General features: G+C 67.6%; 34 protein-coding genes. 12 read left to right on the forward strand and 22 right to left on the reverse strand.

The window, feature by feature from the left end; translation table 11 throughout:
• Nucleotides 1-31: 31 nt before the first annotated feature.
• The 4 genes from ychF (at nt 32) to G6N31_RS00370 (ending at nt 3,951) form a co-directional block, all read left to right on the forward strand.
• Nucleotides 32-1,123, forward strand: coding sequence for a redox-regulated ATPase YchF (ychF, locus tag G6N31_RS00355; protein ID WP_098005227.1), 1,092 nt, complete (start codon nt 32-34; stop codon nt 1,121-1,123).
• A gap of 12 nt (nt 1,124-1,135) precedes the next feature.
• Complete coding sequence (locus G6N31_RS00360) at nt 1,136-1,801, forward strand: hypothetical protein (RefSeq protein ID WP_098005189.1); 666 nt, start codon at nt 1,136-1,138, stop codon at nt 1,799-1,801.
• 366 nt (nt 1,802-2,167) lie between these two features.
• Nucleotides 2,168-2,662 carry a TIGR02391 family protein gene (locus G6N31_RS00365; RefSeq protein ID WP_163721977.1) on the forward strand — a complete coding sequence of 165 codons (495 nt, stop codon included), beginning with the start codon at nt 2,168-2,170 and terminating at the stop codon, nt 2,660-2,662.
• A gap of 116 nt (nt 2,663-2,778) precedes the next feature.
• Nucleotides 2,779-3,951: a hypothetical protein gene (locus tag G6N31_RS00370; protein ID WP_098005191.1), complete on the forward strand. Its 1,173-nt coding sequence runs from the start codon at nt 2,779-2,781 to the stop codon at nt 3,949-3,951.
• A 20-nt stretch (nt 3,952-3,971) separates the two neighbouring features.
• Here G6N31_RS00370 and G6N31_RS00375 read toward each other — a convergent pair whose 3' ends face one another.
• The 17 genes from G6N31_RS00375 to G6N31_RS00450 form a co-directional block, all read right to left on the reverse strand.
• Nucleotides 3,972-4,553, reverse strand: a complete 582-nt coding sequence (locus tag G6N31_RS00375) for a hypothetical protein (RefSeq protein WP_098005192.1) — start codon at nt 4,551-4,553, stop codon at nt 3,972-3,974.
• 27 nt (nt 4,554-4,580) lie between these two features.
• On the reverse strand, nt 4,581-6,113 hold the full coding sequence (locus G6N31_RS00380) for a terminase large subunit domain-containing protein (protein WP_420091161.1): 1,533 nt from the start codon (nt 6,111-6,113) through the stop codon (nt 4,581-4,583).
• The gene (locus G6N31_RS00385; protein ID WP_098005193.1) at nt 6,110-6,370 is read right to left on the reverse strand and encodes a hypothetical protein; all 261 of its coding nucleotides are present in this window, start codon (nt 6,368-6,370) and stop codon (nt 6,110-6,112) included. The genes G6N31_RS00380 and G6N31_RS00385 overlap by 4 nt, the downstream gene beginning before the upstream one ends.
• 105 nt (nt 6,371-6,475) lie before the next feature.
• Nucleotides 6,476-7,075, reverse strand: coding sequence for a hypothetical protein (locus tag G6N31_RS00390; RefSeq protein WP_234815446.1), 600 nt, complete (start codon nt 7,073-7,075; stop codon nt 6,476-6,478).
• Nucleotides 7,072-7,398: a hypothetical protein gene (locus G6N31_RS00395; RefSeq protein ID WP_098005194.1), complete on the reverse strand. Its 327-nt coding sequence runs from the start codon at nt 7,396-7,398 to the stop codon at nt 7,072-7,074. The genes G6N31_RS00390 and G6N31_RS00395 overlap by 4 nt, the downstream gene beginning before the upstream one ends.
• Before the next feature lie 85 nt (nt 7,399-7,483).
• Complete coding sequence (locus G6N31_RS00400) at nt 7,484-8,302, reverse strand: hypothetical protein (RefSeq protein ID WP_308207670.1); 819 nt, start codon at nt 8,300-8,302, stop codon at nt 7,484-7,486.
• The gene (locus G6N31_RS00405) at nt 8,299-9,027 is read right to left on the reverse strand and encodes a hypothetical protein (RefSeq protein ID WP_098005195.1); all 729 of its coding nucleotides are present in this window, start codon (nt 9,025-9,027) and stop codon (nt 8,299-8,301) included. The genes G6N31_RS00400 and G6N31_RS00405 overlap by 4 nt, the downstream gene beginning before the upstream one ends.
• Nucleotides 9,024-9,284 (reverse strand): hypothetical protein, encoded by a 261-nt coding sequence (locus G6N31_RS00410; protein ID WP_098005196.1) that lies wholly within the window; start codon nt 9,282-9,284, stop codon nt 9,024-9,026. Before G6N31_RS00410 ends, G6N31_RS00405 begins: the two co-directional genes overlap by 4 nt.
• Nucleotides 9,285-9,464: 180 nt before the next feature.
• The gene (locus G6N31_RS00415) at nt 9,465-9,932 is read right to left on the reverse strand and encodes a hypothetical protein (RefSeq protein ID WP_179964246.1); all 468 of its coding nucleotides are present in this window, start codon (nt 9,930-9,932) and stop codon (nt 9,465-9,467) included.
• A complete protein-coding gene (locus tag G6N31_RS27755) occupies nt 9,932-10,564 on the reverse strand; it encodes a uracil-DNA glycosylase family protein (RefSeq protein ID WP_098005198.1) in 633 nt (210 codons plus the stop codon). The genes G6N31_RS00415 and G6N31_RS27755 overlap by 1 nt, the downstream gene beginning before the upstream one ends.
• A complete protein-coding gene (locus G6N31_RS00425; protein ID WP_098005199.1) occupies nt 10,561-11,322 on the reverse strand; it encodes a recombinase family protein in 762 nt (253 codons plus the stop codon). The genes G6N31_RS27755 and G6N31_RS00425 overlap by 4 nt, the downstream gene beginning before the upstream one ends.
• A 41-nt stretch (nt 11,323-11,363) precedes the next feature.
• Nucleotides 11,364-11,516 carry a hypothetical protein gene (locus G6N31_RS26940; protein ID WP_165776268.1) on the reverse strand — a complete coding sequence of 51 codons (153 nt, stop codon included), beginning with the start codon at nt 11,514-11,516 and terminating at the stop codon, nt 11,364-11,366.
• 4 nt (nt 11,517-11,520) lie between these two features.
• Entirely contained in the window at nt 11,521-12,003 is a 483-nt protein-coding gene (locus G6N31_RS00430) for a flagellar hook-length control protein (RefSeq protein ID WP_098005200.1), read from the reverse strand.
• Nucleotides 12,000-12,500 carry a hypothetical protein gene (locus G6N31_RS00435; RefSeq protein WP_098005201.1) on the reverse strand — a complete coding sequence of 167 codons (501 nt, stop codon included), beginning with the start codon at nt 12,498-12,500 and terminating at the stop codon, nt 12,000-12,002. Before G6N31_RS00435 ends, G6N31_RS00430 begins: the two co-directional genes overlap by 4 nt.
• Before the next feature lie 384 nt (nt 12,501-12,884).
• Nucleotides 12,885-15,299: an AAA family ATPase gene (locus G6N31_RS00440; RefSeq protein ID WP_098005202.1), complete on the reverse strand. Its 2,415-nt coding sequence runs from the start codon at nt 15,297-15,299 to the stop codon at nt 12,885-12,887.
• Between the two features lie 191 nt (nt 15,300-15,490).
• The gene (locus tag G6N31_RS00445; protein WP_098005203.1) at nt 15,491-15,814 is read right to left on the reverse strand and encodes a helix-turn-helix domain-containing protein; all 324 of its coding nucleotides are present in this window, start codon (nt 15,812-15,814) and stop codon (nt 15,491-15,493) included.
• A 318-nt stretch (nt 15,815-16,132) separates the two neighbouring features.
• Nucleotides 16,133-17,494 (reverse strand): recombinase family protein, encoded by a 1,362-nt coding sequence (locus G6N31_RS00450; protein WP_098005231.1) that lies wholly within the window; start codon nt 17,492-17,494, stop codon nt 16,133-16,135.
• Between the two features lie 121 nt (nt 17,495-17,615).
• On the opposite strand from G6N31_RS00450, the gene G6N31_RS00455 reads away from it, so the two are divergent.
• The 6 genes from G6N31_RS00455 (at nt 17,616) to G6N31_RS00480 (ending at nt 21,260) form a co-directional block, all read left to right on the forward strand.
• Nucleotides 17,616-18,350, forward strand: coding sequence for a hypothetical protein (locus tag G6N31_RS00455; RefSeq protein WP_098005204.1), 735 nt, complete (start codon nt 17,616-17,618; stop codon nt 18,348-18,350).
• 590 nt (nt 18,351-18,940) lie between these two features.
• A complete protein-coding gene (locus G6N31_RS00460) occupies nt 18,941-19,225 on the forward strand; it encodes a type II toxin-antitoxin system Phd/YefM family antitoxin (RefSeq protein ID WP_098005205.1) in 285 nt (94 codons plus the stop codon).
• Complete coding sequence (locus G6N31_RS00465; protein WP_098005206.1) at nt 19,222-19,485, forward strand: type II toxin-antitoxin system RelE family toxin; 264 nt, start codon at nt 19,222-19,224, stop codon at nt 19,483-19,485. The genes G6N31_RS00460 and G6N31_RS00465 overlap by 4 nt, the downstream gene beginning before the upstream one ends.
• 93 nt (nt 19,486-19,578) lie before the next feature.
• Nucleotides 19,579-20,376, forward strand: a complete 798-nt coding sequence (locus tag G6N31_RS00470) for an SDR family NAD(P)-dependent oxidoreductase (RefSeq protein ID WP_098005207.1) — start codon at nt 19,579-19,581, stop codon at nt 20,374-20,376.
• A 75-nt stretch (nt 20,377-20,451) separates the two neighbouring features.
• Complete coding sequence (locus G6N31_RS00475) at nt 20,452-20,838, forward strand: hypothetical protein (RefSeq protein WP_098005208.1); 387 nt, start codon at nt 20,452-20,454, stop codon at nt 20,836-20,838.
• Between the two features lie 53 nt (nt 20,839-20,891).
• Complete coding sequence (locus G6N31_RS00480) at nt 20,892-21,260, forward strand: DUF1801 domain-containing protein (protein WP_098005209.1); 369 nt, start codon at nt 20,892-20,894, stop codon at nt 21,258-21,260.
• Nucleotides 21,261-21,272: 12 nt separating this feature from the next.
• On the opposite strand, the gene G6N31_RS00485 is transcribed toward G6N31_RS00480, so the two are convergent.
• The 4 genes from G6N31_RS00485 to G6N31_RS00500 form a co-directional block, all read right to left on the reverse strand.
• Nucleotides 21,273-21,767: a nitroreductase/quinone reductase family protein gene (locus tag G6N31_RS00485; protein ID WP_098005210.1), complete on the reverse strand. Its 495-nt coding sequence runs from the start codon at nt 21,765-21,767 to the stop codon at nt 21,273-21,275.
• Between the two features lie 9 nt (nt 21,768-21,776).
• Complete coding sequence (locus G6N31_RS00490) at nt 21,777-22,046, reverse strand: hypothetical protein (protein WP_133117716.1); 270 nt, start codon at nt 22,044-22,046, stop codon at nt 21,777-21,779.
• A 63-nt stretch (nt 22,047-22,109) separates the two neighbouring features.
• On the reverse strand, nt 22,110-22,751 hold the full coding sequence (locus G6N31_RS00495; RefSeq protein ID WP_098005212.1) for a hypothetical protein: 642 nt from the start codon (nt 22,749-22,751) through the stop codon (nt 22,110-22,112).
• Nucleotides 22,752-22,858: 107 nt separating this feature from the next.
• The gene (locus G6N31_RS00500; protein WP_098005213.1) at nt 22,859-23,551 is read right to left on the reverse strand and encodes a guanylate cyclase; all 693 of its coding nucleotides are present in this window, start codon (nt 23,549-23,551) and stop codon (nt 22,859-22,861) included.
• 27 nt (nt 23,552-23,578) lie between these two features.
• Between G6N31_RS00500 and G6N31_RS26950 the strand changes: the two genes are divergently transcribed.
• The gene (locus G6N31_RS26950; RefSeq protein WP_098005214.1) at nt 23,579-23,755 is read left to right on the forward strand and encodes a hypothetical protein; all 177 of its coding nucleotides are present in this window, start codon (nt 23,579-23,581) and stop codon (nt 23,753-23,755) included.
• Here G6N31_RS26950 and G6N31_RS00505 read toward each other — a convergent pair.
• A complete protein-coding gene (locus tag G6N31_RS00505) occupies nt 23,734-24,522 on the reverse strand; it encodes an adenylate/guanylate cyclase domain-containing protein (protein WP_098005215.1) in 789 nt (262 codons plus the stop codon). The genes G6N31_RS26950 and G6N31_RS00505 overlap by 22 nt on opposite strands.
• A 25-nt stretch (nt 24,523-24,547) precedes the next feature.
• Between G6N31_RS00505 and G6N31_RS00510 the strand changes: the two genes are divergently transcribed.
• A complete protein-coding gene (locus G6N31_RS00510; RefSeq protein WP_098005216.1) occupies nt 24,548-25,480 on the forward strand; it encodes a hypothetical protein in 933 nt (310 codons plus the stop codon).
• Nucleotide 25,481 lies beyond the last annotated feature (1 nt).

A 25,481-nucleotide genomic window follows, 5' to 3' on the forward strand; every position in this document is an offset into this window, starting at 1 on the left:
AGCCGATCACATCTGGCAGACTGTGGACTCCGTGGGCTTGAATCTGGGAATCGTCGGGCTGCCGAACGTCGGCAAGTCGACCTTGTTCAACGCATTGACGCGGAACAACGTGTTGGCGGCCAACTATCCGTTCGCGACCATCGAACCGAACGAAGGCGTGGTGGCGCTGCCCGATCCGCGGCTGGAGCGGCTCGCCGAGATCTTCGGGTCGGAGAAGATCGTGCCGGCGACGGTGACGTTCGTCGACATCGCCGGCATCGTCAAAGGCGCGTCCGAGGGCGCCGGGCTGGGTAACAAGTTCCTGGCCAACATCCGCGAGAGCGACGCGATCTGCCAGGTGGTGCGGGTGTTCGCCGACGACGACGTGGTGCACGTCGACGGGCGGGTGGACCCGAAGTCCGACATCGAGATCATCGAGACCGAACTGATCCTCGCCGACATGCAGACCCTGGAGAAGGCCCTGCCGCGGCTGGAGAAAGAGGCCCGCACCCACAAGGACCGCAAGCCGGTCCACGACGCGGCGGTCGCGGCCCAAGAGGTGCTCGACAGCGGCAAGACCCTGTTCTCTGCGGGCACCGATGTGTCGTTGCTGCGCGAGCTGAATCTGTTGACCATCAAGCCGTTCCTGTACGTCTTCAACGCCGACGAGTCGGTGCTGACCGATGCGGCGCGTGTGGCCGGGTTGCGGGATCTGGTGGCCCCGGCCGATGCGGTCTTCCTGGACGCCAAGATCGAAGCGGAGCTGCAAGAGCTCGACGACGAGTCGGCCGCCGAGCTGCTCGAGTCGATCGGACAGACCGAGCGCGGCCTGGATGCCTTGGCGCGCGCGGGTTTCCACACCTTGCGGCTGCAGACCTACTTGACCGCCGGCCCGAAAGAGGCGCGGGCGTGGACGATTCATCAGGGCGACACCGCACCCAAGGCGGCCGGGGTGATCCACACCGACTTCGAGAAAGGCTTCATCAAGGCCGAGGTGGTGTCCTTCGACGACCTGATCGAAGCCGGGTCGATGGCGGCCGCCAAGGCCGCAGGCAAGGTCCGGATGGAGGGCAAGGACTACGTGATGGCCGACGGTGACGTGGTGGAATTCCGCCACGGACAACCATCAAAGACGAAGCAGTGAACCAGTAGAGCCATGCCCCTCCCCGAGTCCACCCGCGCAGAAGTTGTCAACTATGCACTCGCCGACCTGCCGGGCGACCTTGCCTGGCACGTCAGCTACTTCGATTTCATTGGCGATGCTGATCTTCGCGGCCGAATTGGACAAGAGTTCTACGCTGCGAGATGCCTATACAAGCTCTGGGAAGGGCTGAGGATTGACGAGCAGTGGGCGAGACAGGCGCAGGTGCAGTTGCAGGTCCAGCAGTATGCCTCGATCTACGAGGCCTCCGTCCATCACCTCTTATTTGTTGAAGCAGCCAACGAACCAATAGTTCAGCGCCTCAATGAGTACCGCACGCTGGTCGAACGTCCGTTACCTGGACACATTATGGACCGCATTCGCCGCCTCGATGCTGGCGACGCCAACGACATAGTCGGGGCGGTAATGGCGACGCGCCGAGCGCAAGAGTCAAAAATCCGGTTCGATAGCAAGGTTGCGGCGGCCGTGGAGCTTGGAATGCTCGATGAGGCCCTCGGGGAAGAGGTCAAAGGCTTTTACACCGCGCGGAACTACATCCACATCCACGCTGAGATTCGCCAGACTGATTTCGATTGGCAGGTCTCGTTCGCGCGCGATGCTTATCGACGTTTGGAACCATTCAAATCTCAGGTCTCGTCTTGGCTTGCAATGCGTGCGTGACCAGAGTCAACCGCCGGGTTCAGGTGAGAACGACGTGGTCGAATCCGCTTCGGATCAACGTCTACAAGCAAGGGGGGTAAGGCGCGGCCATGAGCGTTGACCAGCAGGAGGGGGGACCTGGCACCGGCGCGCCCCGGGTGATGGACTCAAAATGGGCCATTGAGCAGTGCAACGAGTGGCTTCGACTGCACGAGCGAGTTCCGATCCCGGAAGCCGAACGCGAACGGAACGAACGGGCCGAAAGGGCGGGTTAGGGGCTCTCTGGAGGAACGAACAAGGATCTCGCATCGCGTCCACCGGGTAGCTGAGGCCGTCTGGACGAAGTGGAACGACCGCTGGGGCTTGAATGCCTCCGAGGTGCGGAAGTTGATCTTCGAACTGGAAGAGGGTCTTGAGGTCCGTGAGCGTCTGGGGCTGTCGCCGACCGGACCAGCTCTGGTAGCCGACGCCCTTCACCCTTGGGTTTGGCAAGCTGCCCGACCGCATTGGGAGGGCGGCAACTACGACGCTGCCGTATGGGCTGCAGCGATCAATGTCAATAACCAACTCAGGGCGAAGGCTCAACGTCCTGACCTGGGCGAAACGAATCTGGTCGAGGCCGCTTTTGGCATCAATCCGCCCGAGGCGGGAAAGGTGCGTCTACGTCTGTGTGACGACACGAATCCAGCCTTGTTCAAGGATCGGCACGTGGGTGCCATATCGCTAGGGAAAGGGCTGTTCTCTGGTGTCCGAAACCCACTCAATCATGTTGGAGCCGAGGACCTGAGCGAACAAGAGGCGCTGGAGACTCTGGCTGCGTGGAGCCTTTTTGCGCGATGGGTCGCGCGGGCAGAAGTCGTGACTATCGAGGTGACGAGTTGATACGCAAAGCCGTCGAATTTGGCCACGGACAAGCATCTAAGACGAAGCAGTAGGCGATAACGATGGCCCGCCGCGCACGGTGCGGGTTGTCGGAGGCGGTTCCTAGACTGCGGCTCATGGGCAGGTACCGAGGTGGGCAAAAGCCATGGGAGCAGGACGACCCGAAGGGGCGGCGACTCGACCCCGCCCAATACCCCGAGCTGAACGCCGTCTTCTACACCGCCGACCCGGCGGAGTTCATCAAGATGCGCATCGAGTCGCTGTCGCTGATGGCGTGCAGCGACGACCAGCTCGCCCCGCTGTACGGGACCGACCGAACCATCGGTGCCGCGTACCTCGGCGCGATGGCACCGCCAACCTCGGAGGCTCGACAGCGGTACATCCGCATGGAGGCGGTGACCATCTCCAACCACGCCTCCGAAACGCTGCTGCGGATGTTCTTCGCACATACCGAGCACCCCGAATGCCCGTGGCTCGGCATGTCCGCTTCGACGGACTTCCGCGAGTACAAGGCCAAGCTCGACGCCGCGCTCGACGCAGGGTTTGACCGCGAGCAGATCGCCACCGTGTTTCTAGGTGGGACCAGCCGCGTCGACGCGGTAGTGCAACTCACCGACGACGAGTTTGAGGACGCCGTCGACGCGCTGGCCATGTTGCTGATCGACTGCGCCAACCGGGTTCTCGGTGACGCCTTCGTCTACAACGCGGTCAAGCACGGGGTGAGCGCGGTCGCAGTCGATGACGACGAGGCGAAAGTGTCGTGGCAGCCGATGGACGGCGAGCCGGTCACTATTCACGAGGGTCCGGTCCACGTCTACCTGCACAGGAAGGGGCACCCTGACGCGGCGAAGAACGAGGCGCACTGGTGGCTCACCATGGAGGACTCGAACCCCGGCCGCGAACTGGCGGTGTCGGTGCTGATCACCAAGGCGTTGGACTCCCTGTGGGACGTTGCCCGTCGCCGGTACCTGGGCGAAAGCGGGTCCATCACCTACATCAGCAAGGCGGCGGTCGAGATCGCCGTGTGGGGCACCACGATGCAGGCGATGAACCTGCTCAAGCGCGCGACCCACGAACTGATCAAGGTGAAGCCGGACGGCACCGTGGACGGCACCGATCACCGCATCGTCGGCTACCGCATCCCTCGACCGTGGTCGCCGGAGCGAGCGGCTCCCGCGATGGTGATTCGTCCCGTGCCGCTGCCCGCTCGTGAGCGTGACCGTCAGCTTGTCTCGACGGGTCGACGGTCGTATCTGCCGATCACGCCCCGCGGCTTCCAGCGGGGGTGACGGAAGCGTCGATCAACCGATTAGGAGACAACTGGCCGCACGGGTTGGCTGCCGATCTTCTCCCACGTCTGCTGGCGTGCGTCGGTGAACCGCAGCGCCATCCGCTCGATCTCGGAGGCGTCCGCGTGGACGGCATCAGTGCCGGTGGGCCGAAACATCAACCGAGACTGCTTATATGCGCCCACCGTGGGCTCGACGTACTCGGACCGCGGCTCCGGCCCTGAACCCAGGTAGACAACGATCTGCGCGCCCGCCACACCGCTAACCACGACGTTCGTGACGGGCTGGCTGCTCTCGTTGTGGACCTTCCAGCCGCTGAAACCTCGCTGCACCTCGGAGAGCACGATCAACACGCTGGACGCCTGCGCGGACTGCTCAGCGGTGTTGCGCGCCTCCTCGGCACGCTGGCGAGACTCCTGCACCGTTGCGATCCGACCGACGTCGGACGCGACGTCCTTCGCCGCCTGCACGGCCTCGTCCCGTTTCTCCTCGGCGATCCGCTTGGCTTCGCGGGACCGCAACGCCGACACGCCCGCCACAATGGCCGACCCCACGGCCACGGCTGCGCTGATTCCGCTGATGATGACGTTGGCGAGGTCCACGGAGCCGAGGCTATCGGCCTAGGCGCCTCACTGTCCGCCGATCCGGCGGCGCATCCAGGCGGGTGGCGGTGGCAGCTTGTCCTCCCGCGCACGGCGGGCGGTGTCGATGGGACTCACGAAGTGCACCCCCTGGCCGACGGAGTGCGCGAGAACATCGTGGGCCACGACGGCTGCCGCCACCCGGTCGGGTTGATGCTGCCCGGCCTCCCACGTCACCGCCTGGGCCTCGAAATCGGGCAGGTACCCGGCGACGCGGGCGCGCCCGGTTTCGAGTGCGGCGAGCAGGCCGGTGGAGCGGGCCACCGCATCGCCCTTGCCCCGGTCGGTGCCCTTGGGCGGCCAGCCGGTGACCTTGATGGGACGGTCTACGCGGAACCGGGCCAGCACCTCGGTGACCAACCGGGTGTAGGTGGCGCGGGCCGAGAACGCCTCAATGCTGATTTCGCTGGCCCCCACGTCGGCGGCGAGCTGCACAGCGCGCACCGCCCAAGCGTCGGAGGTCATTCGGCCCGACACGTCGGCGATCAGCGCGACCACCCCGTCGGCGGTGAGCGCGGCGGCGATGATGCCGGTCTCATCACCCTCGCCGGAGTCGGCAGGGTCCACGCCCACCACTATCTTGACCGCCCCCGGCGGGGCCGCTGGGAGCCGCCAGTCCTCGATCCACGACGCTTTGATCAGGCCGCCCTCGGGCGTGGTGGGCGTGCCCAGATACATTGCGGCCCAGGCGCGGGAGCCGACCTCGTTCTTGATCTCGCGGAACTGTTCGGCGGTGCGGCCCACGGCGCTGGTCATAGCGACACCACTGCGCTCCCGGCCCAGGGCGTCGGGCACCCCGGCGGTGCTGATGGCCGGGATGTTCACACACCGCCACCGGCTACCCGGCTCGGCCAGCAACGACCCGGCCAGGTCGTCGGGGTGCCACCGCGTAAGGACCACGATGGCGCTCGCGCCGGGCATGAGCCGGGTCATCAGGCTGGCCCTGAACTCTGCGGTGAGCCGCCGCCGGTAAGCGTCGGAGTCGGCCTCCTGCGCTCCCTTCACGGGGTCATCGACCAGCAGGACCGATGCGCCAAATCCGGTGGTGCTGGATAGAATTCCGCCCGCGAGCATGCCGCCCCGGTGACCGGCCACGCGCCACCGGCCCACGGCCTGCTTGTCCGCAGCCAACTCGATGCCCACGACGGCAGGGTTCTCGGCGATCAGCCGCCGTGCGGCGGCGCTGTGCTCCTCGGCCAGGGCGTCGCCGTAGGACTTCACGATGACCTCGGCGTCGGGGTCACGCGCCAGCATCCAGACTGGGAACACCTGCGAGGTGAGGACCGACTTGCCGGTCCTGGGCGGCATGGTCACGATCAGGCGTGAGTCCGGCTCCTCGACCGCGCGCACCAGCTCATCGGAGAGCAGCTTGATGGCGGGGGTGACGACGTAGCCGGGGATGAGCTGCCGGGCCAGTTCCGCCGGACTGTCCGGACGCCGCCGTGCACGGGCCAACGCGATGGCCCGGGCGGCGGTCAGCGCGGAGAAGTGATCGTGGGGGCGGTGGGTCGTGGTGGTCACGCGGCCTCCTTGGGTTGCTTGGTGTCGAGACCGGCGGACTGCGCGGTCCACAGGTCCGAGCGCGTCCAGGTGTGGCCGCAAAGTGTGCACACGTACCGGCACACTGCGCCCGTGCTGCCGCTGCGCCGGACTTCGGTGGGCTCGGTCAGGCTGGCCAGGCGCACGCGGCTGTCGGCGTTGTGGCCCAACGGATTGCACTGCGGGCAGTAATCGTCCAGAAACTGCCAGCGGCGGGTGTCCGGTGCGGTCGTTGTCACGGTGGGCTCCTCGGGTGTCGTTGGTGAGGTGGGAGAACCGCGTGGTTGTGGTTGACGATGGGCACCGCCGCGCCGAGGCCAGGCGTGGCGGCACCAGCGGCTCGGTTAGCCGGTGGGCACAGGCTGACGGGGCGTGGCGTTCAGGGGCGGCACCGTGCGCATCCCGGCCCGCAGCCCGGCGAGCTGGGAGCTGGTCGGACCGCCGCCGTCGGTGATGTCCAGGGCGGCGCACACATCCGTGTGCAACGCCTCCCCGGTGCGGTAGAGCTGCTGGGCCACGCGGATGACGGCTGGCCAGCACCGCTCGATCACCGGCTGCACGAAGTGCCCGGAATGGGTGCCACCGCTGGCGGTCAGAACGCCGCAATCACGACGACCGCCGCCGTCGAGGACCGCGTACACCTCTCGCTGCGTCGGGCGGCGACCGGCGCGCCACCGGGCCTGCGCCCACGGCCCCGCATAGGCGATCTCGGGGTCACGCCCCTGGGGCCGGTCGGCGAACGTGGCCAGGCCCTCCACGCCGGTCACCTTGCCATCGATGACCACAGCGTTGCGGAGCTGCGCGCCCAGGACGACGCCAGCCACAGCGTGACCGGCCTCGTGAATGCACAGTTCGAGGTGCTGGCGCTCCCGGTCGGTGAGGTCGGCCCGGGTGAGCGGGCGCTTGCGGCGGTTCATGGTGGTGCCCTTTCTGATGGTGGTCATCGCGGCTGGTCGGTGTCGGTGGCCGACGCCCCGGCGGCGGCGCGGTACGCAACCGGGCCGCCGTCGCCGGAGCGTCGACCATTCGTGAGGAGAGGTTCTGATTCGTCGCGGTGCAACAGTTGGCGTGCGAGCTTGTCCCGCTGCTTGGTCATGCGGGTGGCCCACCGCGCCGCCGCCTCATCCAGGTAGCGGTCGATGCAGAGGGTGCAGGTGTACTCCCACACCGAGCCTCGCCACTGCCAGCACGGGCCGCCGCAGGACTGGCAGGCCGGGCCGGTGTAGGCGGCGGCCTCGGCCTCGGTGGTCAGCGTCGTGGCGGTCACTGCCGTCGCTCCCGCCGGTCGCCCACATCGAATCGCAACGAAGCGCCCAGGGCGGCCAGGGTGACCACGGTCATCGCGGCGGCCATCACGCGATCCCCACCGCCGCCACCACGGCTTCGTAGCCCACCAGCACGGTGCGTTCGGCGATGGCGGCGAACAGGTTTCGGTGCTCATCCATCGCGGTGCGGACCTGCACCGTGTCGCGCCACCCGAACGGTTGGCTGGTCGCCACGATGGTGTTGGCCAGACCCGCGACGTACCCGCCGCCGATGACCCAGGTGTGGCCCGACGGCGAGACGCGGGCGGTGCCGGAGCGGGCGAACAGGTCCGGCTCGATGGCCACCAGGTCGGCAGCGACGTGGAAGTAGACCATGGTGTTGGTCTTGGCCCCTTCACCTTCCAGGTAGGCCACGGCCTCCTTGAGGGTGGGCCGGGCGGCGATGCCGCCGGGCAGCTCGCCCGCGTCCACCAGCAGGCGGGCGGCGAACTCGCGCTCGACCATCGGCTGCTCCTGCAACCGGAACACCTGGGCCGCCCGCGCTTCGACCTCGCGGCGGCTCGGTTCGGTCAGGTCGCACTCGTCATACGCCCACACCGTGACCGGCTCGAACGGGTCCAGGATGCCGGGCCGGGTGCCCTCCTTGCGCTCGGGGCTGTCGATGGGCGGCACCGAGCACCACGGCGCGGTCCACACACCGGCGGCGTCCTTGCCGCCGTAGTTCGGCCCGCGCACCTCCACGCCGTTGATGTGCCGCGATGGTTCGCCAGCGGCCACCTCGGTCCAGGAGGTGGTGGCGTAGAGGCCGGGGGTCGCCGGGTTTAGCGCCGGGACGTCGAATCGCGCCGGCAGCATCGTGGTGTGCGCGGTGACGGGGAAGTCGGGTAGCGAATTTGGTGCGGTCACGGGGTCTCCTCGGTGTCGATGCCCAGCGCAGCCAGTTCGGCACGCGCACGGTCGGATTCGTTGACAGCGGGTGCGCCGTCGTGGTTGGCCTGGCCGTCGCGGCCCAGACGGCGTTCCAGCGCCATCGCGGCGCGGTCCAGCGTGCGGGCCAGCAGCCGCGCCAGCAGGTCCGAACGCGAGGGCTGACCGCGCAGCTCGGCGGCATCGGGCGCGTAGGAGCACGCCAGCAGCTCGGAGAACGCGGCATCGACGGTCTCGGCCATCGCCACCAGCGCCGCCGCCCAGGAACCGTCGGCGAGCATCGTGTCGGTGATCTCGGGAAGCGGCGGGCGCGGGGCCAAGTCCACCAGCAGGGTCATGGCGGTGCGGCGCTTACCTGGGTCACTGGCCAGGTGCGCGGTCCTGGCCCGCGCATCGCGCTCGGCCACCCACCCGACGGCGACACCGACGAGTTCGTGGACTTCCTCGGCCAGCCACGGCACCGAGACGGCGGTGCGCATGAAGCGCCCGGGCCGGTCGGCCTCGGCGATCCGCTGCGCCAGCGGGTCGAGGACATCGGCGATCTCGCGGGCCAGGCTCCATGTGCGGGCGTAGTGACCGGCAGACAGCCCGTCACGCCGCCGCTGGCGCAACTGGGCCGGGCTGTACCGGCAAGGCCGCTGGGGGCGCTGCGCGGCCAACGCGGCATAGGTGCGGTTCTTGGCCATCACACCGAGGTAGGTCATCGGGCCACCGCCTGGTCGGTGGCCTCGGTATCGCCGCCAGCGGCGATGAGGTCGGCCAGTTCCTCGGCCCGCTCGGGGTCGATGCCGGTCTCGATCATCGCCGTGCGGTGTTTCCACCAGGCCAGCGCTGCGGTGGCCTCCTGCACACGCGGCCCATCGACCTCACCCCGCGACGCCATCGCGCCCAGGGAGCCGCGCCACGTCATCGGCGAGCGGTCGCGGGGGTGGACGGTGTGAGCGGGTGAGGCTGTCGTCATGGCACCAGGCTATCTAACTTGCGTGCAAGTGACATCACCAAAAGTGTTGCGGGACAATCCCTCCCATGTCGGGTAAGTGCTTACGCCCCCTTGCAACGTGGCGTTTTGAGGTGCCGGGAATGCCAGAGCTCCGCCTCCGCGAGAAGGAATCGGACGAGGAGTGTCGGCGTGTCGGGCCGGTCAGTCGGCGTCGTTGGCGAACGGTCGGACACCGTGCTTGGCGCGGAACGCCGCAATCATCGTCTTCTCTGTGTTGCGCGCCTCGGCCTCTTCAGTGACCAGCCAGCCGACGATGAGGTCCGCGTGGTCGGCCAACTGAAAGATGCGGCGTCCGCCAGCGTGTCTCGCGCCGCCACCGGCTCCGTACCTGCGGAACTGGCGCAGGCGGCGGTGCAAACCGTCCTTTTTGGACCCGAGGCTCGCCTTGCCGATGTAAACCAGCCGCTCGCCTGGAACCCATGCGTCCTCCAGTACCGGGATCGGGACGGGCGCGTCACCGCGATACGGGGCGTCGGCGCGGAACTCGGGTGGGGCGTCGGTCGGTCGGACGACGACGTAGACGCCCGCCTTCCTTGGCACATCGGTGTTGGCGAGATCCTGGAACGTGGACCAGCCGGTGAAGGCTGACAGGTCAAGGGGATTGGTCATCAGGTTGGCCGGGTCGGCGCAGTCTCAAAAGCCCACGCAATCGCCCGTGCCACTCGTTTTTCGTAGTGTTCACGAATAGGTGCCGGTCGCGTCATGATCCAGTACGGGTGAGGCGGGAACACCAGATACGTTAGGTCCGGGGGCTCGGATTGTGTCGACCGAGGGACACGGAAGGGCCAGTTCAGCTCACGTGCCTCGGGATAGATCAATCGCACTGCGGATCGGGCGAACTTCCCAACGCCGATCACTAGGCGCGGCCGGACGATTTCGCGCAACTCTTCGCGCAAGAACGCCGCGCAGTTGGCTGTCTCGTGTGGAAGCGGGTCTCGATCCTCCGGCGGGTGACAATGGATTGAGTTGGTGACGAATAGCTCTGCCTTTGCGTAGCCGGCCCTCTTGAAGCACCGATCGAGAACGGCTCCGCTCCCGCGATAGAAGGGCTCTTGTGCGTCCATGCAGGCCTTGCACAACGCTTCGCCGACGATCGCTACGGGTGAGTCGATGGAACCGAATCCCGGCGCAGAAGCCGTAATGCCTGGCACATTTAGGCGGTCGGGCCTCTTGCACTTGCGGCACGCTTTGATCCTGCGATCGAGGCGAGCCTTGGCGAGTTGACGATCGTCGGTGGTCATAGCGGCACCGCCGGAGGTATGGCACGCAGTCGGGCCGCGTCCTGGCCGCCGAACACCGCCTTCACCGTGGCCGGGTACCAGCGAGCCCCACCTTGCGCAGTGGGCACGGCGTCGGCGTTCAACGTCTGGGCGATTTTGGCGAAGCTGGTACCGGCAGCGCGCTCTTCGATGATGCGGGCGACCACCTCGGTGGGGAGCGTTGAGGGGCGGCCCAATCTGACCCCAGCAGCCTTCTTCGCTGCTAGTGCAGCCTTAGTGCGTTGGCGGATACGGTCGCGTTCATCCTCGGAGATCGCCGCCAGCATGCGCGCCACCAGGCGACCGTTGGAGGTGGTCAGGTCGGCGTCGATGTCGGCGATGTAGAGCGGCCATCCCTCGTCGGCAGCGGTCTCCATCAGGTCCACAGCATCGCGGAACCTACGGGAGAGCCTGTCGATTTTGGCGACGATCAATCGCTCGGCCTGGCCGGTTTGCACCGCTTCCAGGGCAGCGGCCAGCCCGGGACGCTGATGCGGCGCCTTTCCACCGCTGACGCCGCCGTCCTCGTGCCACGCGTCGTCGGTGATAGTCCAACCCCGGGCAGCGGCAACGGCTTCGATGGCTGATCGTTGCGCCGCCAGACCGGCTCCTGACTCGGCTTGCTCGTCGGTGGACACCCGCAAGTAGGCGACAGCGGTACCGGTCGGCGCGGGGCCGGTGGAACGGCTGCGACGGCTACGGGTGCGGTCAAGTGCGGCGGCGATGGCGGTCGTGCTCATGCCTCTAGCGTATAGCAATAGGTACCAAATGACCGATTGCTTTACGTTTTGCCGTCGGCCATTGCTTCGAGTGCTGCCGCCGCGCCTTCGAGCCGGGCGCGTTCGGTGGCGGTGGCGTCCAACTCCCCGCGTTCGATGGCGTAGAGGATCAGCCTGAGCTGGCCTGCGGTTGCAGCGATGTCGGCGCGCTTCATGTCGTCAGCGGTTTCGGCGGGTGTTGCCCGGCTGCCAACCGGCCAAAGGGTCGTAGCGATCGGGCCGGGGCGAGGACGGCACCGCCGGAGCCGGGTCCGCGCCGGTGGCCGGTGCACCGCCGTGTTCGGGGCTGTCCGCCTCGCTGGCGGGCGTTTCCGGCTCGGGCGCGGTAACGGGTGCCTCGTCCGGCTTCGGCAGCGGTAGCGACACCACAGCGGCAACCGGCTCACCGGCACGCTGGCGGGCCACGGCCAGCCACTCAGCCAGCTCGTCGGAGGGCACGCCGTCCAGGGCGAGAACCTGGCAGGCGATGTCGCGGTGCAACTCCCACAGCGGGTCACCCGGCCCGGCGACGGTGCCGAACAGCTCGCGGCACTCGGCCACGGCCTGGCGCTCAAGATCCGAGGGCGACAGGCCGCCGTCGGCGATGTCGCGGGCGAGTGACGACGCGGCCTTAATCGCGTCCTCGGGGGTCATGGTGGTCATCGGGCGATCTCCTCAACTTCGGCGTCGATGATGGTGCCGCCGATGGCATTCTGCGGCGGACGGGTGGCGACCAGTGCCAGCAGTTCGGACTCCATGCGGTTGATGATGGCGGTGGCGTCGTGGTTCACGTTCACGTCCACCTCGGTGCGGGAGGGCGCGTGCAACCCGTTGAGTCGGGCGTCCTTCTCGATCATGTCGGCGATGGCCTTGGCCGCCGACACCACCGCCTGGGAGTCGCCGCGCAGCTTGGCGTCGGCGAGCGTTGCGAACAGGACCGACTTGGTGATCCGCAGCCCCTCGGTGGCTTGAGCGCGTGCCTGTTCGGCGGTCTCGGGCGGGGTGCGGTCCATCAGCCGCCGCACGGCCAACTGTGCCGCGCCACGGCTGCGGTAGCCGAGGGTCTGGCTGATCTCGGCCCACGTGCGCCCGACGGCGCGGAGCCGAAACGCCTCCTCGGCGCGCACGCGGGAGTCCTGGCGGTTCATCGTCGGCGGCATGTCTTCATTGTGTCTTCATTCCGTCGGATCGAGAACACCGACATTGGCGGTTAAATCGTTGTGGTCGTTACCGATACGGAGCCACAGCTCGCCCGGCGTGGCCCGGCTTCCTATCTGTCCACACAGCTCTCCTCGCGTGCGCGACTCCCAGAAGTGGCGCCTAAGGCGTCTAAGGTAAACCCGCAGGTTAAGGGGGGAGGGTAAGTGGCGCCTAAGGTGGCGGGTAAAGGCGTCCACGAAGGAGCGGTGGCGTCTAAAGGGACGACCCCTTAGACGCCACCGGCCACGCCGTAGACGCCGCCCCGAGACGTGTTCTGACCTATTTAGACGCCGTAGACGCCGTAGACGCCGTAGACGCCAAGTGAGTCTCCGGCCCCGGCGGCGCTACCCCTGAGGCGGCGTGCACCAGTCCGCGCCGGTCAGTTTCCACAGATGACGCTTGTCCTTCCCGAAACCCTCGCTGCGCGTGCCGATCTTCGGGTCGCGGCAACGCCGCCGCGCATGACCGATCTGATTCTCGGTGAACCCTTTACCTTTGCCCGCAGCGATCACCTCTGCGGCGTCCACCTCGCCGGTGTGCTCGTCGGCGTGCTCGCTGATGTAGTCGATGAGGAACTCCGCAACCTCCGAGCGGCGGCCCTGCCTGCCGCCCCGGCGCTCATCGGCCATCGCCTCATCGACCGTGCGCTCGGCCAGGCCGGTGAACACGAACTTGCCGGTGGCCATCCGCCCGTTGGGGGTTTCGATGATCTCCTGCTGGATGGTGTATTTCAACGACGGTAGGTCGCTGCGCCCGACGGAGTTCTTGGGTTGGGTGAACACCCGGTCCTCGCCGTCGTTGCCGAACACCATGCCTGCCCGCGCCACGTCCTTGAACGCCCCGCTGCCGGTGATCCTGCTCAGGGAGTCCAGCCCGGTGGCTTTGTTGAAGTGCGCGATGGCCACGACCGCCGCACGGGTCTTGTCGGCCATCGCCGCCAGCGGTTCAAGTGCCGTGCGGACCTCGCGGCTGTCGTTGGCCGAGAGCTTGCCGTTGAGGGTGCTCATCAGCGGGTCGATGACCACCAGGGCCACGTCGTGCTCGGTGATCGCGGCGTTGAGCAGCCCGATGTCGTCGGGCAGGCTGAGTGTCACCGACGCCACCTCGTGAGTGATGACCTCGATGCGGGCGACCAACGACAGGTCGGCACCGGCTGCCATCAGGCGAGGCACCAGGGTGTGTTTCCAACTGTCCTCGGTGGCCAGGTAGAACACCTTGCGCGGTGTCCCGTAGTAGGACCCGGGCAGCGTGCCGCGTGTGATGTGGGCTGTCAGCCAGATGCCGAAACTGGACTTTCCCGACCCCTCCCGCCCGGCGGCGATGGTCACCATGCCGCAGGGGATGCGCCCGTCGGTCTCCACCTCCGGCGGGGACCAATCGCATCGCGTTGCCACACAGGCGATGTCCGTTGCGGTGTACGGGTTAGGCCCAGCGGCAAGGCCCGTGTTGGTGGCGCTGATGTCTACCCACAGCCAGTCGACGGGCTCGGGCTCAATGGACGCCGCCCAGGTAACCCGCAGGCTGCGTGCGCCGCTGGTGTTCCCGGTCTCGCCGTCCCCGCTTGCGTCGATGGCCTGCCCGCCCGTGTCTGACTTGCCGAAGTCGGCGGGAAGGTCCACCGCCAGGTCGTCGTAGGCATCGCTCAGATCGGCCATCGCCACCCCCATGTCGTTGTCGTAGTGGATCGCGGCGACTGCACGCAGCCGGGTGAGGTGCGCCCCCCACTGAGCGACCATCGCACCGAATGGCTCGATGTCGTGATCGGTCCAGATGTGCAGGCACGGATCGTCGGAATCCTTGAGGCTGCAACCCAGCTCGTGAGCCGTCGCCGACTTCGGCGAGGCGTGGGGGCCGGGCGCAGTCCATACGTCGCATCCGCAGCCATCGACCTTGCCGGTGTTAGTCCAGTCGGTGCCTTCCAGGATTCCGGTCCAGGTGACCGAGGCACCCCACTGGGCAACCTTGTCGCTTCCGCCGGTGATGTGCTCGGCGCGGTGTGCGGCGCGTTCGACCCGTGCCGCTGTGTGGGCCGCGATCCTGTCGGCCAGCCATGGGGGCAGCTCGCACACCTTCCCGGTCGCGGTGTAAGCGCCCTCGGCGCGCACGCTCGGTGGGATCAGCACATAGCGGCGGTCCCATAGCACCGAGTAAGCGTCACCTCCGGCACCGAGCGTCATCGCGCCCGGGCAGTTCGGCAGGCCCACGCCGTCGGGCACCGTGAACCAGTAGTGGCCGCCGTCGCTGTGGACCATCGTCCCGTCCGGACCGAGCTGGCCGGGGCTACGCACCGTGGGCGCGGTGCTGGGGTCGGCCTCGGCGTCGCCCAGGAACGCCGACACCTGACCTGCGGTGTCGCAGTCCACCACCACAAGCCCGGAGCTGCCGACCTCGACGGCCAGATTGACAGGCACGCCGCCGCCGGGATACCGGCGCACCAATGTCTTGATGTAGCGCTTGAGATAGCCGTCCAGCGTGTCGACGTTGGTGGTGGCCAGCGCCAGCCCGGCAGGTGACTTCACCTTCTGCCAGTCCCTCCGACCGGCGGCGCGGGCTTCTTCTTGCGCGGCTTCGTCGTCGGCGTGCTTGCGCTGGGGGCTCCGCATATCGGCGGGGGTCTTCGAGCCGGGCCACACCAGCATCACGGCCAGCCCAACCTCGACTAGGCGGTGGATGTACTTGCGGACGGCCTCGTGGTCGGTGGCCTCCGGCGCATCGCTCAGCACCGCTGTCAGCTCGGCGTGGGCGCTAGACTCGTTCACGTGTGGTTCCTTTCGGGGTCTGCATGTCTTCGGTTTGGTGGCCGGGGAGTCGTTGGGCGGTGCCGGACCGGCACATGCGAGTCGAGGCCAAAACGCTCGCGCTGGTCCGGCATCGCCGCATCTACGGCCTAAACAAGTTGCTTAATAGGGGGTTCCGCCTTTACTGGGGTGCACGTCGCGCAGGCGTGCACTCAGGCGGCACCGCTGCTGAGCACTGCGCGGATACGGTCGGCCTGCTCGGCGGTCAGCGGGGGAGCGGCGTCGACCAGCTTCTTGATGTGCTCGCGGTAGGGATCCGGCGGCGCGTCGGGCTGGCCGCCACGGGCGCGAATCCAGGCATCGACCTCGGCTGGATTGAAGTACAGCCGCCGCACCACGCGGTGGGCGGGCAGGCCGTCCTGTGACACGAATTTGCGGATGGTCTGGGCGGATAAACCGGCGAAGAAGCGTCGGCTGACCTCGGCGGTGCTCAGGTAGCCGACGGGAGCGGTGGTAGGGGTGGCGGTTGGGGCCATCGCGGAACTCCGAAGGGTGCTCGGTGTGGTTCCGCGACGTTCGCCTAGCAGGGCCGCTCCCGCGCCAACCCTAGGCTCTGAATCGCGTGGACGCTTTGCGGCGCGCCCCGACTTTGGGCCATAGCATGTCCGCTGCGCTTGCCGGGGCGTCTATGTCGGCCTCGGTAGTTCGGTCGCGGGCGGCGCACGGACTACTGCGGGAGTAATCAACGCCCGTGCGTTAGCGCCACTATAGCCGACTATCGGCAATCCACGCTCAGTGAAACACGTTGTGGCGGTGGACGATAAGCCCGACTTTGACGGGTTTATGTGGCCTGGCTAGGAACGCCAGGTGATGACCACAGTGCCGGGGTCGAACGTCTTCGAGCCGTGACGGCCCTTGCGCAACCGGACCTCGCACAGCGCCTCGATGACCGCCCGGCGGGCCATCAGCGACCCGTCGCGGAACGCCGCCGCCGGGTCCGGTGCGCCCAGTACCTCGTCGAGCGCGGTGCCGGTCTGGTGCCCACGCATATCGCGCTCCACGGCTTCCAGTTCGGCCCGAACCCGTTCGGTGCGGGCGTGATAGCGCACGCCGTCGATGTAACCGGCGTCGTAGTCGGCATCCGCCGCCGCGAGCTGGTCGCGCAGCTCCCGAGACCGCTCGACCAAGGGAGCCAGAGCATCATCGGGGCGGGCCAGCAGCACGGCGGCGTCCTCGCGGCTTAGGCGTTCGGTCACGACATCCATCACGTACTGGTCCACCCCGGCGCGGACGCGGTTGACGTGGGTTGCCTTGCAGCGGTATTGGCTGCCAGCGAAGCCGGTGACCCGCGCTCCGCACTCGTCACAGACGTACAGGCCGGACCCGAGGTGCTTGCGGTCAGTGCCCTGCTGGGTCCGGCGGCGGGGGTCGGACAGGCGCGCCTGCACCACGTCGAACACGTCGTCGGCCACTAGGGCCTCCCATTTGCCCCGCACGCCTTCGAGCACCTGGCCGTCGTAGACCGCTCGCCCGGCGTAACGCGGGTTGGTCAGGATGTCGCGCACGCTCGATGGGTTCCACGGCTTGCCGTTGCGGGCCATCACGCCGTCGGCGGTGAGGATGCGCGCCGTCGATTTCAGCGACTCGCCGCTGTGGAACAGCTTGAAGATGCGCCGCACCATCTCGGCCTCCTCGGGGACGGTCTCGCCCTTGGGGGTGTAGCCGGTCAGCCGTACCCCGAGCGGCGGGCGACCGAGTTGAGCGCGCTGCAACGCCGCCGCCTTCTGGCGGGCCGACTTGCGCTCGACCTCCGAGCGGGCCACGGCCATCTTGATGCGGGCGAACAGCCTTCCGGCGTCGGTGGTCAGGTCGGCCTCGCCGTTGGCGGTCACCAGCGCCAGCCCCTTGCCCTCGGCGGCGTCGACCCAGTCCTCCAACTGCCGGGGCTGACGGGTGAGGCGGTCAAGGTCGTAGGTGACCAGCGCGTCGAAACGCCCTGCCTCGTAAGCCTTGACCAGCGCGTCGTAGCCGGGCCGGTTCTTGCGGGCGTCGCTGGCGCTGATCGAGTTGTCCACGAACTCGGCGACCGCGGTCCAGCCGCGCTGCTCGATGATCTGCTGGCACTGCTCGCGCTGGCGGGCCACGGCCAGACCCTCGCCGGTCTGGTCGAGCGATATGCGCAGGTAGACCGCTGCGCGGCGGGTGGCGGTCGGCATGGCAACCACCATAACGTTTATCTGTCGCGGAATGCGGTGGAGTTCCGCTTCGGATCAACGTCCACATCCAAAGCCAAGGCATAGCGCCGTAACCCAACTACGTCGACGACCGGAGGCGCGGATGGCGAGAGTTCCCGAAATCACCGCGATCCTCGGAGGTGGCCACTTCAGCCGTTCGGATGTCCTCGAACGAGAACGTGAGCGGGCGCGACGCGCACTTTCGAAGCTGGGCGCGCCAGTCTCCTCTGCAGAAATCGACCAACTCCATGAGGCCCTCCGCCAGCGTAAGGCGGAACTGGGTCACAGCGGTATCGAAGGGGCGCTTGGCCGTGACGTTCGCTGGTCGACCCGAGTGGCCCGATTGACCGCGAAAGCGTCGCGGGGCCGCCGAGCGCTGAGCACGATCGAGTTGGTTGCCTCGCAGGGATCGGCGAACGGCTTCGTGGATTGGTTCGAAAAACGCACCAGCGCGGATGACGAGGCAGCCATGCTCGCCGCTCATCCAGACCACTTCCTGTTCCGCATAGATGCGGAGGGTCGTCAGGAGGTGTGGGAGACGAACGGGGGATCGCCCCTGGCGGCGAGGTTCTTCATCGACTACGACGACACGTCGTCGCTGCAGACTCCTGTGGATCGCGAGTATCCCGTCCAGCTCGCGGGCGTGGCACGATTGCGAGACGGTTTGGCGATCGGCGGGGTGCGACACCAGTTCCGCGACGAGGGGGAAGGGTTCCGCGCTCTGCTGACAGTCGAGTTTCCCGCTCTCACTCTGCCCACCATCCTCCGTGGGCACCGTTGGCACCTTGCCATCGAGTTCTCGAATTGGATCGAAGCGAGCGCTGCGGGTGAAGGCTGATCAGGTGGAGTTCCGCTTCAACGTGTAGGCCGGTGGGCGGCTGACACAACGTCACCCTGAGAGCGTCGTCGCGGATATATGTGCACAGCGACGCTCTCAGGCTGACGTTGTGGTCGCTAGCGATGATGACCGACCCCGGAGAACAGGGATTTCCGCGTAGATTCGTGCGATCACCTGCGACTAACAAGGCGGCACATTCCTGTCACCGATGAGCCGAGGGAGTTTCTCCAGTACTGGCTCGGCTATTACGCGGTGTTCTTCGATGACCATCAACGGGATTCACGGGGAGTTGGCGTGGGCGCCCAAAGTTACTACCCCGCGCCAAGTCTGGTCGTTCTATCGCGCACTGCGCGGATACGGCACGAGCCGGGCGGATCTTGCGAACACAGTTCTCGGCGTCACCTTGCAGGCGAGGCGACGCTTGCCTCGACGTTTATCGGCTCCGTAACTCGGTGGAGTTCCGGTTCAAACGTGTGATGGGACAGGACACCGATTGCGAGCCGAGTGTCGCCTACGGAGCAGTGGCTCCTCACGCTGTCGTTGCCATTTGAACCCGTCTGGACTTCGGCGATCACGCTAGAAGTCTGTACATGACGACACTGCCCTTGGCCGAAGTTCGGGCCCAATTGTCGAAGCTCGTCGATGAGGCCGTCCGCACCCATGAGCGCGTCGAGGTCACGCGGCAGGGTCGTCGTGCAGCGGTGATCCTCAGCGCCGACGACTACGACTCGATCATGGAGACGCTGGCCATCCTCAGCGACCAGGAGTTGATGCGCGACGTCCGGGCAGCGGAGGCGCAGGCCGAGCGTGGCGAGATCTTCACGCTCGACGAGGTGACCGAGGAGATGCGCGCCGCCGGGCGACTGTCTCGGTGACTTATCGCGTCGAGCTCACCAGCGCCGCGAAGAGGGCACTGACCGAGCTGCTTCCTAAGGCTGTCGCGGTCGCATGTTGGGAGTTCATTCGGGGTCCATTGGCGGAACGTCCGCATCGGGTAGGCAAGCCGCTGCGCGGCCATTTGGAAGGCCGGTACTCCGCACGACGCGGCGAATTCCGGGTTCTATATCGGGTTTTCGACGACCGGGTAGTCGTCCGCGTCATCCATATCGCCCACCGTCGTGATGTCTATCGGTGACGAGATCGGGTGGAGTTCCGGCTCACCGTCTGACTGGCGCTTGGATCGCGCGAGATCCTATTGCTGCGGCGAGACCGACAGTACGATCTGAGGATGCAGCTGCAGGGCAGGCGAGTGCTGATCACCGGGGCTTCCCGGGGGATCGGGGAGGCGCTCGCCCGCGCCTTTGCCGACGCGGGCGCGGTGCCGGCTCTGGTTGCCCGTTCCGAGGATTCGCTTCGCTCGCTCGCGTCGGCGACCGGCGGTACCGCGCACCCCGCCGACCTCGCCGACGCAACCCAGGTAGCCGAGTTGATCGAGCGGATCGAAAACGAGGCGGGTCCGATCGACATCCTGGTCAACAACGCCGGCATCGAGAGCACCGCGGCCTTCGCGGACGCCCCGGCTGACGAACTGCGCCGCGTCACCGAAGTCAATTACCTCGCTCCGGCCGAACTCTGTCGGCAGGCGATACCCCGGATGCTGCGCCGCGGCGGTGGCCATATCGTCAACATCTCGTCGCTGGCCGGGATCGTGGTGTTCCCCGGGCTGGTCACGTATTCCGCCTCGAAGGCCGCGCTGTCGCACTTCACTGCCGGTCTGCGAGCCGATCTGCGTGGGTTGCCCGTCAAGACCACGCTGGTCGAGCTGGGCCCGGTCCCCACCGAACTGCTGGCCCGGGCCGACAACTACGAGCCGACCGCCCGGTCGTTTCAACGCATTGAGCGACTCGGTTTCGCCGTCGATACTCCGCGCGAGACGGTGGCTCTCGGCGTCGTCGACGCTGTCCGCAGACAGCGGCGCCACGTCCGGCTGCCCCGGCGAAGCATGCCGTTTTCGCTGCTCGTCGAAGCTCCGCGACGGCTCACCGAGGTGTTGCTCAGCGGCGTTCCGCACCAAGCGAAGTCCTGACCCCGACGCGGCGACAAGGACGGCGCAGCGTCCGGACGCTGGTGTCGTCGACTGGCGCCGGGTTACCGTGGGGCCGTGGTCGGTGAAGAAGCCGCGGACCCGCGCAGTGAGCTCGATCCGTGTGCCGCGCAGCTCTCGGAGCGTGAGGACGCCCTCGCGCAGCGGGAGGCTGAGCAGATCAGGCGCGACGCGGCGGCCGACCAACGGGAGCGCATCGCCGACGAGCGCGATCGCATCGCCGACGAGCGCGATCGCATCGCCGACGAGCGTGAGCTAGCTGCCGATGATCGAGAACAGCGCGCTGACGAGCGCGAGGGCACCACAGCGCAGCGTGAGCTCCAGCGCCTGCAGCGCATCGAGCAGCGGGAGAGTCGCGTCGCGGACGCCGGGAGACGGGACGAGGCCGAGGTCAGGCGTAGGGTCGCCGAAACCCAGCGACGGATCGACGAAGCCCGGCCGTAGGCCACCCCGCGTCCTAGCTGACCGAGTCTGTCGTCCGTCGTACATTGGGCGTCATGAGTGAGGACTGGCGTATCGATCGGGTCGATGAGATCCGGTCGCTGATCACACAGGCAGAACCCGAGGTCGTCGAAGAGGTCAAGTGGCGTAAACCGTCGAATCCCGATGGGGTTCCGGCCTTCTCGTTGGACGGCCTGATCTGCACTCTGGAGATGTACAAGGGCAAGGTGAAGGTGAACTTCGCCAAGGGGTCCTCGATCAAGGACCCCGACGGCCTGTTCAACGCGAGCCTGGAGGCGCCCGTCGGTCGGTCGATCGACCTGCGGGAGCATGACGACCTCGAGCCCGACGCCTTCAAGGCCCTGATCCGGGAGGCGGTCGCCGTCAACCGCAGCAGGAAGGCCGAGAAGGCCAAGAAGGGTTGAGGCGCCCGGCGGCTATCGCGGCGTCAGCGTGAAGATGGGGATGTCGCGACCGGACTTCGCGGTCTTGGCGCGGTAATCGGCGTAGCCGGCGTAGACCCGCTCGGCGAGCCGGAACAGCCGCGCGTAGTCCGCCGGGTCGGTGACTTCGCGCGCGGTGAATTGTTCGCCGCCGAACTCACATTCGGGGTGCGCCTTGAGGTTGTGGTACCACTGCGGGTGTCGGTCGGCGCCGAAGTTCGACGCGATCAGCACCACATCGGTCCCGTCGTGGAAGTACGTCAGCTGGGTTTCCCGGCGCTTGCCGGATTTCGCGCCGGTGGTGATCAGCGGCGCGTTGATGATCGGGCCCATGTTCACCCGTCCACCGGTCAACCGGAACAACAGCGGGTCGGTGCGGCGGGCGATATGGCGGGCCATGAACTGGCCCAGTCGTGAGCGCCCGAAGCGCACCCCCTGTTGATACTTCGGGCCACGGTTGCGGTGCGGATCAACGTAGCGCAGCGGCATGTCGAGAACCTACCCCCGCCACATGACCGGAATACGGGCGTGGGCCCGACGTGGTTGGCGCACGCCTCGCCTGAGGCCGGCTTGCGGGGCCCTCGGGTGCAGCCAGGCTCGGAGCCGATACACCGCCACCAGCGCGGCCAGTGTCGCGGCCTGCTTCACCAGCGCCGCCCGCGACGTGCGCTGACGCCAGGACGGGGCCTGCGCGCCGGCGCGCAGGCCGAACAGATAGCCGACTCCGAGCGCCGCGGTCATCGCGAGCAGCACGGCCAACACAGTCATGCCGTCGAGCCTGCCCTGCCGCGGTAGCAGCGTGGTCACGAACCGGGCACAGCTGAACCCTGGTCAGCTCGCCTGATACTCGACCATCGCGTCGCGGCTCTGCAGCGTCTCCCCGGAGATCACCACCAACTCCGTCGGCGACAGCCGGTAGGTGGTGGCGTCGTTGCGGGCCTCGAAACCGGCCGGCATCGGGCGGACATCGTCCAACCGCAGGAACGCGCCGTCCTCCAGGCGGACGCCGCGATAGGTGTAGTCACCGTCGCGGTCACAGATCACGATGGCCGCGCGGGAGGTGCGGGCGATCACGACCGCATCCTCGCCGGAGCCGCAACGCGCCTGGGAATCGATGAAGCCCTGGCCGTCGAACGCGGGTCCGGCGGAGGCCGATGGCAGCGACGGGGCCTGGGAGGCCACGGTGGGGCGTGCCGGTGGCGGCAACGGCGGAGCAACGGTCGCCGACTCGGGCCCCGGCGCCGGCGCTCGAGTCGCAGGTGCTTGCTGCGCCGGATCTTCTTGAGCCGGATCTTGTTGTGCCGGAACCGGTTGCACCACGGTGATCTGATCGTTTCGACTGGTCAGGAACAAAAAGAGGATCCCGATCGTGCCGATCGAGGCCACCACGATCGCGACCGCCGAGAGCTTGGAGCCCAGCCCGCCGCGGGGGGCCTTCTCGGGGGCGGGGGCCTCGTCGGTCGATGTCGGCATGACTGTTCTCCCTGGTCGCACCGAAAATATCGATGTTGACAACAGCAAACCACCTCCGGCGCGTCGGCGCTGCCATCCCGGTCGGCGTTTCGTCGCCGACGTTGCAGTCACACCGTGATCGCGATTTCTGCTCCGAGTCGGTAGCCGTCGGCCAACGGCAAGGTGTCACCGCTCCAGAACGACCCCGGGTCGAACCAGTTCCAGTTCTTCTCCGTCTGCAACAGCCCCATCGCCTCGTAGGTGATCGCCACCGTCTCGGCGCAGTAGGCCGTCTCCAGACCGACCGAGGTCCGCACCGTTTTGCGCCGCTGCGCCGCCTGACGGACTTTGTTGTGCACGAGGGGGATTCCCCGCGTGAAGTCGCTGACCGAGGGCAGCCGCCCGCGGAGCCAACGCCCGGTCAGTCGGGCCGTCGACGGAAACGGGGTGCCGTCCATTCGGGCGATCACCCGCAGCATGCGGTCTTCCTGGTCCCGGGTGACGTGTGGGGTGAGCTGACGCAGCCAGCACCGCTGGTCGTAGCTGTGCGTCCACCGTTGCACTGCCTCGCGCAGGTCGTTGAGTTGCACCCCGCGGTGATGGGTGCCGGTCCACAGGTCGAGCAGCTTGTCGCCGAGTTCGGCGTGCCAGATCAGCGGCGGCAGGTCATCGACGGCGACGGTCATCCCGACGTGGTTGACCGGGCTGTTGGTCATCGACTGGATGGCGCGGTCGAGGCCGGTGTGACCCCGGAACAACCAGAGGTCGCCGGTGCGGGTCTCTTCCAGGGCCCGGTCCAACGGCTCCGCCTGTGGCTTCATGCACGCAGCTTAGGCAGACTGACCTGCATGCGTGGGATCTGGAAGTGGGTGGGACTCGCCGGTGTGGCCGGTGTCGTCGCCGGCGGCGTTCTGGTGGCGCGCGATCAACGGAGGCGCAATGCCTACACCGCCGACGACATCCGCGCCCGGCTGCACCAGCGGCTGGCCGAAGCCGAGAACCCTCAGGCGGATTCGACGGGGTAAAGCGCGTGACTGCCCGAGAAGCCCTTGAGCTCACAGTTGCGGGCCTCGGTGAACGCGATGTCCTCGCAATCGGCCACAGCGTCCCGAACGGTCCGGCTGACCAGGATCTCGCCCCCGTCGGCCTGCCCGGCCACCCGCGCGGCCATCGCCACGTTGCGGCCGAACAGGTCGTCGCCGCGCAGCACCGATTTGCCGCTGTGGATCCCGATGCGCACCTTCAGGTCCCGTGACTGGCGATGCAATCCCTGCTGGATGGCGGCCGCGCACCGGACCGCCTGTTCGGCGCGGCCGAACGCGACCATGAACCCGTCGCCCTGGCTTTTCACCACGTAGCCGTCGTGCTGGTCGACCACGCGGCGGACCGCCTTGTCGTGCTTGCCGAGCAGCCGGACGTAGGCCCGGTCGCCCAGACGCTCGTTGAGCGCGGTCGACTCCTCGATGTCGGAGAACATGATCGTCACCCGGCCGCCGGGTGCCACCCTGGCCAGGTCCGGGCGTTCGACCTCGGCCCAGTCGGCCAGCTCCTCGATCGACGAGCGCACCGCCGCGCCCAGCCCGTCGCGACGCAGGATGCTGGCCGTCTGCCATACGGTCTTGACCGCTTTGGTGCCGCCCGTGACCAGCATCTGCCGGGCATCCAGGCGACGGTGCAGCTCCTCGGCCTCCCTCTGTGCGGCACGCAGACGCCGGGTCTGGACCACCAGGGCCACGGCCAACCCAGCGGCGAGCACCGCCGTCACCCACAAAGCGATCAGCGTTCCGGTCACGGCTCAAGTATTGGATGCTGAAGGTGTGACGACGCCGAAGGCCCCCTATTACGAGAGCCGGTTCGTGCGCGCCAACGACCCCGAAAGGGCCCGTGCGCTGTGGTTACGGCAGACACTGCTGCTGCCCACCGTCGGTGCAGCGGTGGCCGACGTCTGGGTCATGGTGTTCGACCCGTCGGGTCACCGCGCGGTCAAGCAGCAGTTCCCGCTGGCCGAGGCCGACTTCACCGACGAGTGGGCCGCGCGCATCGCGTCGGCGACGCTGGACGACACGCACACCTCGGGCGCGTTCAGCGATGCCCAGTGGGACCTGAAGATCACGGCGAGCGGTCAGGGGCCGGTGCGCGTGCTGTCCGACCGCGCCTACCGCGCGCGGATCCCGACGGCCAAGACCATGGTCCGCGACCCCCTGGCACGGTTCGACGGAAGTTTCGAGGCCGCGGGCCGCCGCATCGACGTCGACGGGTGGGTCGGCAGCGTGAACCACAACTGGGGCACCCGGCACACACCCGCATACGCCTACGGGCAGGTGTGCGGATTCGACAACGCCCCGGAGTCGACGCTGGAGATCGTCACCGCCCGGGCGGCGCTGGGGCCCGTCCTGCTGCCGGGGGTGACGGTGTTCGTGTTCCGGCACCGGGGTCAGCAGTTCGCGGTGCGTTCGATCTCCGCGAGTCTGCTGACCCACGGGCACTACGCGCCGTTCACGTGGACCTTCGGAGCGCGGGTGGGCGAGCAGATGATCGAGGGTGAGATCACCACCGTCCCGGCAGATGTGATCGGGCTGACCTACACCGACACCCATGGCGGGGTGAAGTACTGCTACAACTCGGCGCTCGCGAGCTGCCGGCTACAGGTGGCGGGCAAAGCATTCGAGCGCACCGAATTGGCCAGCGGCCGGGCGATGTTCGAGATTCTGACCGACGACCGGCTGGAATCGGTGCCGCTGCTGGCCTGAC

Origin of the sequence: Mycolicibacterium duvalii (assembly GCF_010726645.1) — a bacterium.
Classification (GTDB): domain Bacteria; phylum Actinomycetota; class Actinomycetes; order Mycobacteriales; family Mycobacteriaceae; genus Mycobacterium; species Mycobacterium duvalii.